The organism is Bradyrhizobium iriomotense (genome assembly GCF_018130765.1).
In the GTDB taxonomy this organism is placed as follows: Bacteria; Pseudomonadota; Alphaproteobacteria; order Rhizobiales; family Xanthobacteraceae; genus Bradyrhizobium; species Bradyrhizobium iriomotense_A.
This window is the reverse complement of record NZ_JAFCJZ010000020.1, coordinates 68,051-81,253: the sequence shown is the minus strand read 5'-3', so window position 1 is coordinate 81,253 and position 13,203 is coordinate 68,051. Positions and strand designations below refer to the sequence as shown.

Here is a 13,203-nt window from a genome sequence, read left to right as displayed (position 1 = left end):
ACCTAAAGCGCGATGACGAAGCATCCAGATTTCATCGCGCTTTAGCCCCGCTTCGCCGACGGCACCGGCAACCGCTCGTGGCGGCGCTGGAAGCGCTGCCAGTGCAGCACGATGCCGATCAGCAGGGCCGGCACGAAGCCGAGCGCGATCAGGAAATGCGGCAGCTCCTTCGGCGAGATGAAGGCGATGGCGATGTCCGAGATCAGCCAGAGTGCCGCGAACATCACTGCGAAATCCGTGCGCGGGCAGCGCAGATAGTAAAACACGGCGGTGATGACGATGGCGGGCCCGATCGCGATGGCGATCATGATCGCCGTCAGCTCCTTCGGCGTCAGCGCGTCGAGCACCATCGAGGCGAGCAGCCAGATCGCAGCGAACATGGCGACGATGTCGATCGGATGCCGCAACCCAATACCTCTCGCAGGAACCGCACTATCGTTGTGGCCCGGCGCCCCCTCCGTCAAGGGAAAATACGGCTATTCCTCGTCACTTCCGGGCGTTGGCCGCAGCATGAAATGACCGAAGGCGGTGGCGATCGGCTTGTCCGCATCGTCCTGCCAGGCGCGCGCCTCGAAGGCGACGATGCGGCGGCCCTGCTTCACGATCGAGACGTTGGCAAACGTATCGAGCGCGCGGCCGGAGCGTAGGTAGTTGACAGTGAGTCCGATCGGCTTGGGCAGCGCGGCTGCGCCGAGCTCGCGGCCCACCCCGATGACGGCGGTGGTCTCGAGGAACGCACCGGTCATGCCGCCATGGATCGCGGGCAGGATCGGATTGCCGATGATCTTTGGCGAGAACGGCATGGTCAGCGTGCCGTCGTCGTTGACGCGGATGCCGAGAGCGCGCGCGAACGGGCTGCGCGCGAACGGACCATCGGGATCCTCAGGCGCCTCCAGCGTCGGGATGCTGCGCGTATCCATCCGGTGGTCGGCGAGCATGTTGGTGCGATTGGCGCCGATCATGAAGCAGGCGGTCGCGGTCGCGACCGGATCGTCCTCGGACTCCTGGTAGGCGGTGGAGCGCACGAAGGCGATCGAGCGCGTGGTGCGGTAGCAGACCGAATGCGCCTTGATGTCGAGGCCGGGCGTCGCCGGCTTCTGGTAGTCGATCCGCAGGTCGAGGGTTGCGATCGCGCGCGTGCCGTCGAGCGCAAGCTGGACCGCCATGCCGCAGCTCTCGTCCAACATCGCGGTGACGACGCCGCCATGCAGCACACCGGTCTCGGTGTCGCCGACGAAGACGGGACGGTAGGGCAGGCTGGACCAGGCCTCGCCTGGTGCGAAGCGGTCGAGCTGGAGCCCGCTGATATGGCCGTAGTCGGAGCGGCGCCCCTGGATGGCCTCGGCGAGTTCCTCGAACGGGAGTGTGACAGGTACAGTGGACATGGCGATGTTCTAGACCAGTGCCGGCTGTCGCGCAAAACCTGAGAATGCGCCTTGCCCAGGGACGCCTGCCGGGGTCGGTTTGGCCTCGACAGGGCGAGCCAAAGCAACGATGGTGGGCGCTTCGTTCGTCCAATGCCCGCAAGGAGCGCCCATGACCGACCCCGAAACACCCGGCACCACCCAGGGGCCCGTCACCATTTCGACCTCGAGCTCGGAGCGGGCGCCGATCATCTATTTCGACGGCGCGTCCTGCTTCGGCCATCACAACGGCGCGATCCAGATCGAGCTCGCCGCGAACCTGTTGATGCCGGTCGGCGCCGCCGTCAGGGTCGACGTGGTTCAGACCGCGCACTTACGTTGCAGCGTGGCCGCGGCATTGGCCTTACGCGAAGCACTCGACAAGGCATTGGCGATGTACAAGCAGGGCCAGCAGCAGCCGGCCGAGGTGATCCCGGCGGTGAAGAATTGAGGCGGCAATTGACTCGGCGCTCTCTTTACGCCAATTTTCGCGCAGGTTGATACGACCTGCCGGTTGCCCCCTCCGTGGAATGGTGAACGTATCGAGCCCTTGATCGGCCCCCTTTGCCCGAGCGACCGGGTCAGCAACGCAACCACCTGACAGATCTGGTTCGCTCCTGCAGAGGATCTACCGATGCGCGATTTTCGCGATGCCAAGGCTATGGCGCAGACGCTGCGCCAATCTCTGACCACCACCAAGGATGTCACCATCAGCCACAGCGAGAGCCTGGAGCTGGTGTCGAAAATGCTGGGCGTGGCCGACTGGAACACGTTGTCGGCGATGCTTCAGGCCGATCGCCGCAACATCATCGCGCCAGCGCGGCTCAAGACGACGACGGCGCTCTATCCGGCTATTCCGTTGCGCGATCTCGTTCCATTTCCGAACGCGACCTATCCGCTGTTCGTCGGGCGCGACAGTACAGTCAAGGCCTTGAACCAGGCGTTCGACGGCGGACGGGAGGTGGTGGTGGCGATCCAGCGAGAGGCGGGCGTCGATGAGCCGCGACTTGCGGATGTCTACGAGATCGGCATCCTGGCCCAACTGCTCGAATTCGAACCGCTCGCCGATGGCACGTTCAGGGTGCTCACGCGGGGACTGAAGCGTGTCGCGTTACGTAGCTTCGCCGTTGAATCGGCCGCGTACCGGGCTGAGGTGGCCGACGTCAGCGAGGGAGCGGCCCGCGACGCGAGGGATTTAATTCGGAGAATCTATCAGCGCTTCCAGGATTACACGACGGCTCACGGAATTCTTGTGCCGGACATCTGGCTGTTCTTCGATCAAACCCGTGATCCCGGACAGATCGCCGATACCGTCGCGACGCACCGGCGGAAGACGTAATCCGCGACAGGACTCGAGGAGAAGAGGTGGGTTAGGCTTCGCTAACCCACCCTACGAGCTGGCGTTGCTTCAGCTGGCGAGATTCGCGTTCAGGCAGCACTTCTTGAATTTCTTGCCACTGCCGCAAGGGCAGGGGTCGTTGCGGCCCACCTTCGCAAATGGATTGGCTCGTGCGTCGGATAACGATGGGGTTAGGAGACGCTTTTGCCGTGCCCGATATTCTGGATCGAACGCGGCCCATGTTGATAGTTCTCGAATCGTATCCTCGAACAAGGTCAGTTTGTCACCCGGGTGAGGCGGAGCCTCGCCTGGATGATCGATCGCATAGCGAAGGTCTTTCTCGAAATCACTGAATGAAAGCCAGGTCGTGTCGATCAATCCCCGAGCGAAGGCCTCCTGCACCAGTGGCTTCAAGTCGATCAATCCGAGCCACGCGATCGATTGCTGCCAGCCGCACCAGGCGTAGCAGTCCGCCTGTGGTTCGATCAGGTCATAGCACTCGCGAAGAAATTGCGCGGTCCATGTGCGCGGGAGCAGGCCGCTCAGGGTGAGGAGCGCGGTCGCCTCGATCATGCGTGAACGGATGTACTCGTCGGCTGCCGGCGTGTAGACGATCTCTCGCAGAGGTTCGGGGTCACCGTCGAACACCGCCGCCATGACCCGATGGGTCGTTGCAGTGACTGCGTCGCCCAATATCCGATCCACAGCGTTGCCGGGCATCCGCAGGAATTGCGCGAGGATGCGGTAAGCACTTTTCGCGCGCCATTCTCCGAGCAGGTGGAATGCGAAGAAGAGACCGGGATCAGTTGGTGCTGGGCCTGACGACACAAAATGGTCGAAGGCCTTGATGAACACCGGGATCATCTCCTCCTGGTTGGCGCGCGCCGCCAGGATCGCCTCGGTGGGAAGTCCCTCCGAAGCGCTCAATCGTTCGAGAATCTCATGGGCATCCATTCGCGTGCTCGCCGTCGGGGAACCGGAAGCCTCCAGAATGACGCGACACGGGTCTCAGGTCGAGCGATATCGATTGCTAGCTCACATGCACCTTCGGCTTCTTGCCGCCGTTCCACTTGCCGTCGAGTGCGCGCTCGATCTGGGCGGCGAGCTGCAGCAGGAGGCCGTCATTGGCCTGCTTGGCGATCGCCTGGATGCCGAGCGGCAGGCCGTGATCCTGCGCTGCCATCGGCATCGAGATCGCGGGCATGCCGCAGAGATTGGCGAGCGGCGTGAAGGCGAAGAAGCGCCAGAGATTGCCGAACCAGTCGAGGACATCAGGGTTGTCGGAGATGGTGAGATATTCCCTGGTGCCGACCTTCGGCGTCGGCAGCGCGGTGATCGGCGTCAGGATCACGTCCCACTGCTCGAAGAACGCGCCGAAGCCGCGTGACGTCGTGTTGAACACGGCTTGCATCTTCGCCCGCTCGGCGAAGCTGGTGTGGCGCCCGGCTTCCCAGATCCGGATGTTCATGGGCTCGATCAGATCTTCCGGCGGCTTCTCCAGCCCGCGCGCGGCGAGCATGTTGGAGATCACCACGGCGAAATTCGAGATGTAGCAGGTCGTCTGCGCCGCGAAGGCCGCGCGGAAGTCGAGCTCCGGCAGTGCATAATCGACGTGATGGCCGAGGCCCTCGAGGAAGCGGCCGGTCTTCTCCAGCTCGGCTGCGATCTCGGGCGTCGCCGTGTAATCGCCCCATGTATGCGACAGCGCGATGCGAAGTTTTGTCGGATCGCGCTTGATCATTTCCGAATATGGCTGCGCCGTGGTCCAGAACGGCATGAACTCGCCGGGCGCAGGCCCGCGGGCGTGATCGACGAAGGCGGCGGTATCGCGCACCGAGCGCGACTGGCAGCCCTGGATCGAGACGAGACCGGTGAGGTCGGACATGTGCGGGGCCAGCGAGAAGACGCCGCGCGAGACCTTCAATCCGATATTGCCGTTGACGCCGGCGGGAATGCGGATCGAGCCGCCGCCGTCGGTCGCATGCGCGATCGGCACCACGCCGGCCGCCACCATCGCCGCGCTGCCGGCCGACGAGCCGCAGGTGGTGTAGTCGGTATTCCAGGGATTGCGGGTGACATAGACAGCCGGATTGTCGGCCGAAGAGCACACGCCGAATTCCGGCGTCGTGGTGCGCCCGATCAGGTTGAGCCCCGCCTGGCGGAATTTACCGGTCAGGAACGTGTCGGCGGTCGCGCGATTGCCGCGCATCAGCAACGAGCCCATCTCCTGGAGCCGGCCCTTCATGGTCGGTCCCAGATCCTTCATCAGGAAGGGCAGGCCGGCGAAGGGACCTGCGAGATTGGCGCCGTCCTTGGCGGGATCGGCGATCACGTCCTCGAACAGCTCGACCACGCCCGACAGGGCCGGATTGACCTTGGCGACGCCTGCGGCGGCCTGGCGCGCCAATTCCTTCGCCGTCAGCTCGCCCTTGCGGACGCGGGCCGCCAGCGCCACGCCATCGTGCTGCGCCCATTCATTCCAGCTCATCGGCAACGTCATGCAGTCAAAATCCCCTTAAGGTGCGGCGCCACCTTTTTCGCAATGGCCCGCGTGAATCAACTGAGCCGGCGCGAGGGGCAGGGTTGCGCCGGGCGGAGAGGTCGGATGATGCCGGCTCTATCAATCCGACAGTCGTGCGATCGCTGCAACCGGGCCGCCGCCAGCCGGCCCCTGATGCTCGGCACCGCCTGAGACGTAGACCGCGCCGGTGCCGGCAAGGCCCGCGATCAGGCCGCCGACCGCAGCGCGGGCGTGGCGTGTCGAGCTGATGTCGGTATCCTCGAGCATGGTGTGGCGAAAGCCGCGCACACTGCCGTCAGGCGAGGCTTCCGCCTTGGCGAAGATGTTGACGAGCGCGCGGCCCGCGGTGCTCTGCGGCGCCACGCCAAGCCCGACGCTGTTCAACGCCGATACCACCGCCGGTGCGTCGATGGCATCCTCCATCACGGCGTGCCCGATCTCGAACGCGCTCGCTGACGACGCCGAATTGCCGAGCACGATGACGACATTGTGCATCAGCTCGATCCCGGACGAGGTGGACGCGACGTTCGAGAACAGATCGTAGCGCCGCAGCACGTCCTCATCCCGGACCTCGGGGCCGATCTCGCCGAGCGCGACGGCAACCCCGAGCCCCGAGGCACCGCGCGAATAGGCCATCGAGCTGTAGGAGCTTGTCGTCACCACCTTGTTGCCGCGTGCAGCTGCCGCCGCGACACGCTCGCTGGTGAGCAGCGGGCACTTGATCTGCACGAAATGCACGTCGGCGGGCTCAACGATGCCGGCGTCCGCCATCGCGGCCTTCACAGCCTTGGCCGTCTCCGTGATCTGCGCGGAGCGTCCAAGCTCTTCGGGCAGGAAATCCCGCGTATGCGCCATGCCGATGCTCAGGCGCTTGCCTGACAGGCCCGCCGTCCGCTCGGCCTCGCGGCGCGTGAACACCGTGATATGCGGGCTCAGCACGCCCTCGGTGCCGCCGGACATCACGAAGGCGATGCGCTGCTCGACCTCGTGCGCGGTGAGACCGAGTTGCGGCGCCAGCGCCGTGCACAGCGCAGCGACGGCGTACTCCCGGGTAAAGTCGTTGACGCCGCCATTGCCCTCGGTCTTGCCGAGAATGGCAAGGATCGATTTCGGATCGATCGCGCCGGAGCCGATCATGGCCATCAGGCCGGAAACGTCGCCGGGGCCCGTGGTGGCGATTTTGAAGACGCCGACCGATGTGGTGCGCATGAATGGTCCTTGGAGTTCGGTGGCCCGGCAGTGCAAACAGCCTGGGTAATGGGGCGGCTGTCAAGATATCCAGGCCATGTGCGCCATTCTCGGTGTCGTCCTGGCGAAAGCCAGGACCCATTACCCCAGGGAGTGGTTTGGCGAAGGCTCACTGTCGGTACTCAGATCGTCAGCAATCGATGGATTCCGCGGTGGGTCCTGGCTTTCGCCAGGACGACAGCGAAGTATGCGCGCCGCCCTCGCCATCCCCACGATTGTGGCGAGATCGCATCGGTTCAACAAAAAAATCCTCTGTCGACGGTTGCGCGCCGCACCTTGATGAATCAACCTTGGTTGGTCCATAAGCGGCGTCCCGCGGCCGGATTTCGGTTTGCGTCGCGTGCTTGGATAGAGGGATTCTCGCGTGGCAAATATCAACCAGAAAATTGCGCAGGAGCTTGGGGTTCGGGCGGAGCAGGTCGAGGCGGCGGTGACGCTGCTCGACGGCGGCGCAACGGTTCCCTTCATCGCCCGCTACCGCAAGGAAGCGACCGGTGCGCTCGACGACGCGCAACTGCGCACCCTGGAGGAGCGCCTGGTCTATCTGCGCGAGCTCGAAGACCGCCGCAAGGCCATCCTCGAATCGGTCCGTGAGCAGGGCAAGCTCGACGCCGCGCTGGAAGCCTCCATCATGGCCGCCGACAGCAAGGCGCGCCTCGAAGACATCTATCTGCCGTTCAAGCCGAAGCGCCGCACCAAGGCCGAGATCGCCAAGGAAGCCGGCCTCGAGCCGCTCGCCAATCGGCTCATCGCCGAGTCCGGCAACGATCCGAAGGTCGTGGCCGAAGGCTTCATCAACGCCGAGAAGGGCGTTGCCGACGCCGCGGCCGCGCTCGACGGCGCCCGCGCCATCCTGGTCGAGCGCTTCGACGAGGACGCCGATTTGATCGGTGCGTTGCGCGAGGACGTGTGGACCAATGCGCGCATGGCCTCCAAGGTGCGCGACGGCAAGAAGACCGAGGGCGAAAAGTTCGCCGACTATTTCGATTTCTCCGAGCCGCTGACCAGGCTGCCCTCGCATCGCATCCTCGCGATGTTCCGCGGCGAAAAGGAAGAAATCCTCGACCTCCAGATCCAGGCCGAGGAAGCGCCGCTGGCTGGCGTGCCGGGCGCCTATGAGCTGAAGATCATGAAGCGCTTCGGCATCGCCGACCTCAAGCGTGCCGGCGACCGCTGGCTGATCGACACCGTGCGCTGGGCCTGGCGCACCAAGATCCAGGTGCATCTCAACATCGACCTGCGGATGCGGCTGTGGAATGCGGCCGAGACCGAAGCCGTGCGCGTGTTCGCCTCCAATCTGCGCGACCTGCTGCTGGCGGCACCGGCCGGCACCCGCGCCACCATGGGTCTCGATCCCGGCTACCGTACCGGCGTCAAGGTCGCTGTTACCGATGCGACCGGCAAGGTGGTCGATACTGCCGTGATCTATCCGCACGAGCCGCAGCGGCAGTGGAACGAGTCGCTCGCGATCCTCGGCAAGCTTGCGCTGAAGCATCGCGTCGAGCTGATCGCGATCGGCAACGGCACCGCCTCCCGCGAAACCGACAAGCTCGCAGGCGATCTCGTCAAGGGCCTGGCTGAGCTGAAGATGAACAAGATCGTCGTATCGGAAGCCGGCGCGTCGGTCTATTCGGCCTCGGCTTTCGCCTCGGAGGAGCTGCCCGGCCTCGACGTCACCCTGCGTGGCGCGGTTTCGATCGCGCGACGCCTGCAGGATCCGCTCGCCGAGCTCGTCAAGATCGAGCCGAAGGCGATCGGCGTCGGACAGTACCAGCACGACCTCGGCCAGGCCAAGCTCGCCAAATCGCTCGATGCCGTGGTCGAGGACTGCGTGAATGCCGTCGGCGTCGACGTCAATACCGCCTCCGCGCCGCTGCTCGCGCGCGTGTCGGGCGTCGGCTCCGGCCTTGCCGCGAGCATCGTCGCGCATCGCGACGCCAACGGCCCGTTCAAGTCGCGCAAGGCGCTCAAGGACGTGCCGCGGCTTGGGCCCAAGGCGTTCGAGCAGTGCGCGGGCTTCCTGCGCATCCTTGGCGGCGAGGACCCGCTCGACGCCTCCGGCGTGCATCCGGAAGCCTATCCGGTGGTGCGGCGGATTCTCGAAGCGACCAAGAGCGACATCAAGGCGCTGATCGGCAGCAGCGAGATCGTGCGCACCCTGAAGCCGAAGGATTTTGTCGACGAGACCTTCGGTCTGCCGACCGTCACCGACATCCTGCGCGAATTGGAAAAGCCCGGCCGCGACCCGCGTCCGGCGTTCAAGGCCGCGGTGTTCAAGGAAGGCGTCGAGGAGATCAAGGATCTCAAGAAGGGCATGATCCTCGAGGGCACGGTGACCAACGTCGCCGCGTTCGGCGCTTTCGTCGACATCGGCGTGCACCAGGATGGCCTCGTCCACATCTCGGCGATGTCGAAGAACTTTATCAAGGATCCGCGCGAGGTGGTGAAGCCCGGCGACATCGTCAAGGTGAAGGTGCTGGACTTCGAGGTCGCCCGCAAGCGCATCTCGCTGACGCTGCGGCTCGACGACGAGGTCGGCGCCAAGAAGGATGCTCCCGGCATGCAGCGCGACAACGGCCAGCGCAACGCCAGCCGCATGACCTCGTCCGCGCCGCGCAAGCAGGAATCCTCCGGCGGCGGCGCCCTCGCGGAAGCCATGCGCCGCGCCGCCGAGAAGAGCGGCAAGCGGGCGTGATGCCTTTAACCTCTCCCCGCCCTTTGCGGGGAGAGGTCGGATCGCGTCAGCGATCCGGGTGAGGGGTAGGGCACCGTGCGGGCCAGACCACAGATGCTGCCGACTCCTAAGCTGCGCGTCCTCAACTCAAATCACATTCGCGGAAGCGCCCCTCACCCCACCCTCTCCCCGTAAGAACGGGGAGAGGGAGTGAGAGAGCGTGCCCTCCCTAACACCGGCGTCAGAATCTGGCGCATTTGTAAGTTGAACGCACCTGTCCATTCTCCTCATCTGATCGTCCTCGTGCGGCGCGCTGATCGCCGCACTGCAAGGAGGATGCTTCGATGGACAACAGGCTTCTCAAAGGCATCACTGCGGTGACGGTCGCCGCGGTGATGGCGCTCGCTTCACCAGTGCTCGCCCGTGGCGGCATGGGTGGCGGAGGTCACGGCGGCTTCGGCGGTGGTGGCCATGGCGGCTTTGGCGGCGGTGGCCACTTCGGTGGTGGCGGCATGCATGTCGGTGGTGGCGGCATGGGTGGCGGGGCCATGCGATCTGGCGGGATGGGCGGCCCTCATTTCGGTGGTGCCCGCTTCGTCGGTTCGCCAATGGCCGCCCACGCCGCCATCGGACCCCGCTTTGCCGCTGCTCCGCTGGCGACCCGCGCCGCCTTTGGACCGCGGTTTGCCGGCACGGGCTGGCACGGCAGGCCCTTCATCGGCCGCCATGCCTTCTTCCACCGTCATCACTTCCACCGGTTCGCCTTCGTCGGCGCGCCGTTCATCTATGCCAACTACTACGACGATGGCTGCTGGCGCAGGAGCTGGACGCCGTATGGCTGGCAATGGGTCAATGTGTGCGGAGACTATTGGTAGTCGCATCGCCGTACCGCACCATTGTCGCGATCGCCATCGGGCAGTTCCGCTCAGCCCCGGAACGGGATAGTCTGGTGGCGATCGTCGCGCGGAGTTTTGCATGATCGGAGGTCACCGCCGCATCCTGGTCGTCGAGGACGATCCGGAAACCGCAGGCCAGCTCGTCGAGGAGCTGACGACCTCGGGCTATGACGTTGATCTCGCCGCCACCGGGCGCGAGGCCCTCAGCCACGGCGTCGCGCGCGACTATGCCGTGATCACCATCGATCGCATGCTGCCCGACATCGACGGCATCACCGTGATGCGCCAATTGCGCGACGACGGCATCGCTGCGCCCTTCCTGATTATCTCGGCGCTCGGCGAGGTCGACGATCGCGTCCGGGGCTTGCGCGCCGGCGGCGACGACTATCTGGTCAAGCCGTTCTCCTTCGTCGAGCTGTTGGCGCGCCTGGAAGCGCTCGGACGCCGCAGCGACACCGTCGCCAAGGAGACGGTCTTGCGAGTCGGCGACCTCGCCATCGACCTGATCGCGCGCAGTGCCAGCCGCCGCGGCCGCAAGATTCCGCTGCTGCCGCGTGAATTCCAGCTGCTCGAATATCTGGTCCGCAATGAGGGCCGCGTCGTCTCCCGCGCGATGCTGCTCCAGCACGTCTGGGACCTGCATTTCGATCCCTCGACCAACATCATCGACGTCTATGTCGGCCGCGTCCGCCGCAAGGTCGACGACGCCCAGGCCTATCCGCTGATCCATACCATTCGCGGCATCGGATATTGCCTCCGTGCTCCTGGCTAAGACGCTCCGCTCCTCGACCTTCCGCCTGGCGCTGATGGCGATCGCGGCATTCGGGCTGATCGTCGCGGCGATCATGGCCTACGTCTATGTCGGAACGCTCGCTTATGTGGAGCGCCGGCTAGGCGCTGCCGTCGATCACGATGGCTTCACCACTATGATCGAGCTCGCGATGGTCGCGGTCGCCGTGCTGCTCCTCGTCCTCGCCGGACTTGCGGCGGTGCTGGTGACGCGGCGCACGGTCGGCCGGATCGAGGAGATCAACGCGACCAGCCGCGCCATCATGCTGTCCGGCCTCGACCGGCGCATCCCCTTGCGCGGCAGTCACGACGAGTGGGACCGCGTCGCCGAAAACCTCAACCAGATGCTCGACCGCATCGAGACGCTGATGGGCGAGGTCAAGCAGGTCAGCGACAATGTCGCCCACGATCTGCGCACGCCGCTGACGCGCATGCGCGGCCGGCTGGAGAAGGCCTATCATACCCCGCGCAACAGCGAGGCCGATGCGGCGCTGATCGGCGACACCATCGCCGATCTCGACGCCGTGCTCGGCATGTTCGCCTCCATCACGCGGATTTCGGAGATCGAGACCCGCGCGCGCCGGAGTGCCTTTCGCACGCTGAACCTGACCGAAATCGCCGGTGAGGTCGTCGAGCTCTACGACGCCGCCGCCGAAGAGGTCACAACCCGCCTCAGTCTCGATGGCGACCGCGAGGTGCCGATCACCGGCGACCGCGACCTGCTGTTCGACGCCGTCGCCAATCTCGTCGATAACGCGATCAAGCACGGCCGCAAAGGCGGACAGGTGACGGTGACCTGCCGCAGCGCCGGTGGCGGCGCAGTGATTGCGATCACCGACGACGGACCGGGCATTCCCACCGAGGCGCGCGATCACGTCTTCAAGCGCTTCTACCGGCTCGAGCAGAGCCGCTACACGCCGGGCAACGGCCTCGGCCTCAGCCTCGTCGCCGCGGTCGCGCGCCTTCATGGCGCCGAGATTGCGCTGCATGACAATGCGCCGGGCCTGACGGTCCAGCTCCGGTTTCCGCATACCGGCACCCAACTTGCATGATCGCCCTGGTATCGAGTGGAAGTCCTGCAATGTCCCGCCTGCCAGACCTCGTCATCACCAACGCCCGCACGCGCAGCCGCGAGATCGTGGACATCGGGATCACCGATGGCGTGATCACCGCAATCGGCAGCCGGCTGGAGACCGGCGCAAAATCCTTCATCGATGCCAAAGGCGGTCTGGTGACGGCCGCTTTCGTCAATCCGCATTTGCATCTCTGCAAGGTCTGGACCCTGCCGATGATGTCGGAGGCGGCACTGGAGGCCTATCAAGGCGGCGGCATGAGCGAGGCGGCGAAGGCGGTCGAGCTCGCCGCGGTGGTCAAGAACAATTACGACGCATCCTGGATCGTCCCGAACGCGCGGCGCGCGGTGGCGCTCGCCGCGCTCCACGGCAATCTCCACATCCGCGCCTTCGCCGATGTCGACACCAAGGCCAGGCTCGAAGGTGTCAAGGCACTGCTCGCCATCCGCGAGGAGTTTCGCGGCATCGTCGAGATCCAGGTCGTGGCGTTCCCGCAGGACGGCCTGTTTCGCGAGCCCGGCGCAGACGACCTGATGCGCAAGGCGATGGCGCTCGGGGCCGATGTCGTCGGCGGCATTCCCTGGATCGAGGCCGATGAAGAGGACATGCGCCGCCATGTCGCGTTCTGCTTCGATCTCGCGGCCGAGCACGGGGCCGACGTTTCGATGCTGCTGGACGATGTCGGCGACGCCAATATGCGCACGCTCGACATAATGGCGCGCGCGGTGATCGCCCGCGGCGTGGAGGGCCGGGCGCTGGCGCATCACTGCCGGGCGATGGCGCTCTATCCCGACAACTATTTCCGTGAATTGACGGCGCTGCTCGGGAGCGCCCGCGTCAGTGTCGTCAGCAACCCGCACACCGGCCCGCTACATGCGCGCGTGAAGGAGCTCCTGGCCGCCGACATCAATGTCTGCCTCGGCCAGGACGATATCTCCGACGCCTATTATCCGCTCGGCCGCAACAACATGCTGGAGGTGGCGTTCCTCGCCTCGCATCTGCTCTGGATGACCGGCAAGAGCGAGTTCGAAACGCTCTACGACATGATCACCACGCGCGCAGCGACGGCGATGAATCTGGAGCGTTACGGTCTCGGGCTCGGCTGCGTGGCCAATCTCGTCATCCTCGAGCAGGGCGACATCACCGAGGCCCTGCGTTTCCACAGCCCCCCGCGCGTCGTCATCAGCCACGGCCGCGTCGTCGACACCGGCCGCATGCGCGCGCTGGCGCAGCTTGCCGGCGGCGATTGATCCACACCGC

At 65.4% G+C, this 13,203-nt stretch carries 12 protein-coding genes; 7 read left to right on the top strand and 5 right to left on the bottom strand.

What is annotated here, in order from left to right; genetic code table 11:
* Positions 1–41: 41 nt before the first annotated feature.
* Both JQ635_RS28875 and JQ635_RS28870 read right to left on the bottom strand, forming a co-directional pair.
* Positions 42–407, bottom strand: coding sequence for a hypothetical protein (locus tag JQ635_RS28875; protein WP_211413167.1), 366 nt, complete (start codon positions 405–407; stop codon positions 42–44).
* Between the two features lie 69 nt (positions 408–476).
* Positions 477–1,385, bottom strand: a complete 909-nt coding sequence (locus JQ635_RS28870) for a PaaI family thioesterase (protein WP_211413166.1) — start codon at positions 1,383–1,385, stop codon at positions 477–479.
* A 151-nt stretch (positions 1,386–1,536) separates the two neighbouring features.
* Here JQ635_RS28870 and JQ635_RS28865 point away from each other — a divergent pair, with 151 nt between their 5' ends.
* Both JQ635_RS28865 and JQ635_RS28860 read left to right on the top strand, forming a co-directional pair.
* The gene (locus JQ635_RS28865) at positions 1,537–1,854 is read left to right on the top strand and encodes a hypothetical protein (protein WP_211413165.1); all 318 of its coding nucleotides are present in this window, start codon (positions 1,537–1,539) and stop codon (positions 1,852–1,854) included.
* 183 nt (positions 1,855–2,037) lie between these two features.
* Positions 2,038–2,742, top strand: coding sequence for an LON peptidase substrate-binding domain-containing protein (locus JQ635_RS28860; RefSeq protein WP_246583837.1), 705 nt, complete (start codon positions 2,038–2,040; stop codon positions 2,740–2,742).
* 69 nt (positions 2,743–2,811) lie between these two features.
* Here the strand turns inward: JQ635_RS28860 and JQ635_RS39070 are convergent, their stop codons facing one another.
* The 3 genes from JQ635_RS39070 to JQ635_RS28845 form a co-directional block, all read right to left on the bottom strand.
* On the bottom strand, positions 2,812–3,696 hold the full coding sequence (locus JQ635_RS39070) for a DUF1186 domain-containing protein (protein WP_246583836.1): 885 nt from the start codon (positions 3,694–3,696) through the stop codon (positions 2,812–2,814).
* A gap of 76 nt (positions 3,697–3,772) precedes the next feature.
* Positions 3,773–5,242 carry an amidase gene (locus tag JQ635_RS28850; protein ID WP_211413164.1) on the bottom strand — a complete coding sequence of 490 codons (1,470 nt, stop codon included), beginning with the start codon at positions 5,240–5,242 and terminating at the stop codon, positions 3,773–3,775.
* Between the two features lie 120 nt (positions 5,243–5,362).
* Positions 5,363–6,472 (bottom strand): ring-opening amidohydrolase, encoded by a 1,110-nt coding sequence (locus tag JQ635_RS28845; protein ID WP_211413163.1) that lies wholly within the window; start codon positions 6,470–6,472, stop codon positions 5,363–5,365.
* A gap of 403 nt (positions 6,473–6,875) precedes the next feature.
* Between JQ635_RS28845 and JQ635_RS28840 the strand changes: the two genes are divergently transcribed.
* From JQ635_RS28840 to JQ635_RS28820, 5 genes are all read left to right on the top strand, one after another.
* Positions 6,876–9,206, top strand: coding sequence for a Tex family protein (locus JQ635_RS28840; protein ID WP_211413162.1), 2,331 nt, complete (start codon positions 6,876–6,878; stop codon positions 9,204–9,206).
* 323 nt (positions 9,207–9,529) lie between these two features.
* Positions 9,530–10,060 carry a hypothetical protein gene (locus tag JQ635_RS28835; RefSeq protein ID WP_211413161.1) on the top strand — a complete coding sequence of 177 codons (531 nt, stop codon included), beginning with the start codon at positions 9,530–9,532 and terminating at the stop codon, positions 10,058–10,060.
* A gap of 100 nt (positions 10,061–10,160) precedes the next feature.
* On the top strand, positions 10,161–10,853 hold the full coding sequence (locus JQ635_RS28830; protein WP_211413160.1) for a response regulator transcription factor: 693 nt from the start codon (positions 10,161–10,163) through the stop codon (positions 10,851–10,853).
* Positions 10,840–11,922 (top strand): sensor histidine kinase, encoded by a 1,083-nt coding sequence (locus JQ635_RS28825; RefSeq protein WP_211413159.1) that lies wholly within the window; start codon positions 10,840–10,842, stop codon positions 11,920–11,922. The genes JQ635_RS28830 and JQ635_RS28825 overlap by 14 nt, the downstream gene beginning before the upstream one ends.
* A 29-nt stretch (positions 11,923–11,951) precedes the next feature.
* Entirely contained in the window at positions 11,952–13,193 is a 1,242-nt protein-coding gene (locus JQ635_RS28820) for an amidohydrolase family protein (protein ID WP_246583835.1), read from the top strand.
* The last annotated feature ends 10 nt before the right edge of the window (positions 13,194–13,203 follow it).

Bases quoted from the DNA above. Each gene is read 5' to 3' on its own strand.
- JQ635_RS28870 (WP_211413166.1), bottom strand. From the start codon at position 1,385: ATGTCCACTGTACCTGTCACACTCCCGTTCGAGGAACTCGCCGAGGCC.
- JQ635_RS28865 (WP_211413165.1), top strand. From the start codon at position 1,537: ATGACCGACCCCGAAACACCCGGCACCACCCAGGGGCCCGTCACCATT.
- JQ635_RS28860 (WP_246583837.1), top strand. From the start codon at position 2,038: ATGCGCGATTTTCGCGATGCCAAGGCTATGGCGCAGACGCTGCGCCAA.
- JQ635_RS39070 (WP_246583836.1), bottom strand. From the start codon at position 3,696: ATGGATGCCCATGAGATTCTCGAACGATTGAGCGCTTCGGAGGGACTT.
- JQ635_RS28850 (WP_211413164.1), bottom strand. From the start codon at position 5,242: ATGACGTTGCCGATGAGCTGGAATGAATGGGCGCAGCACGATGGCGTG.
- JQ635_RS28845 (WP_211413163.1), bottom strand. From the start codon at position 6,472: ATGCGCACCACATCGGTCGGCGTCTTCAAAATCGCCACCACGGGCCCC.
- JQ635_RS28835 (WP_211413161.1), top strand. From the start codon at position 9,530: ATGGACAACAGGCTTCTCAAAGGCATCACTGCGGTGACGGTCGCCGCG.
- JQ635_RS28830 (WP_211413160.1), top strand. From the start codon at position 10,161: ATGATCGGAGGTCACCGCCGCATCCTGGTCGTCGAGGACGATCCGGAA.
- JQ635_RS28820 (WP_246583835.1), top strand. From the start codon at position 11,952: ATGTCCCGCCTGCCAGACCTCGTCATCACCAACGCCCGCACGCGCAGC.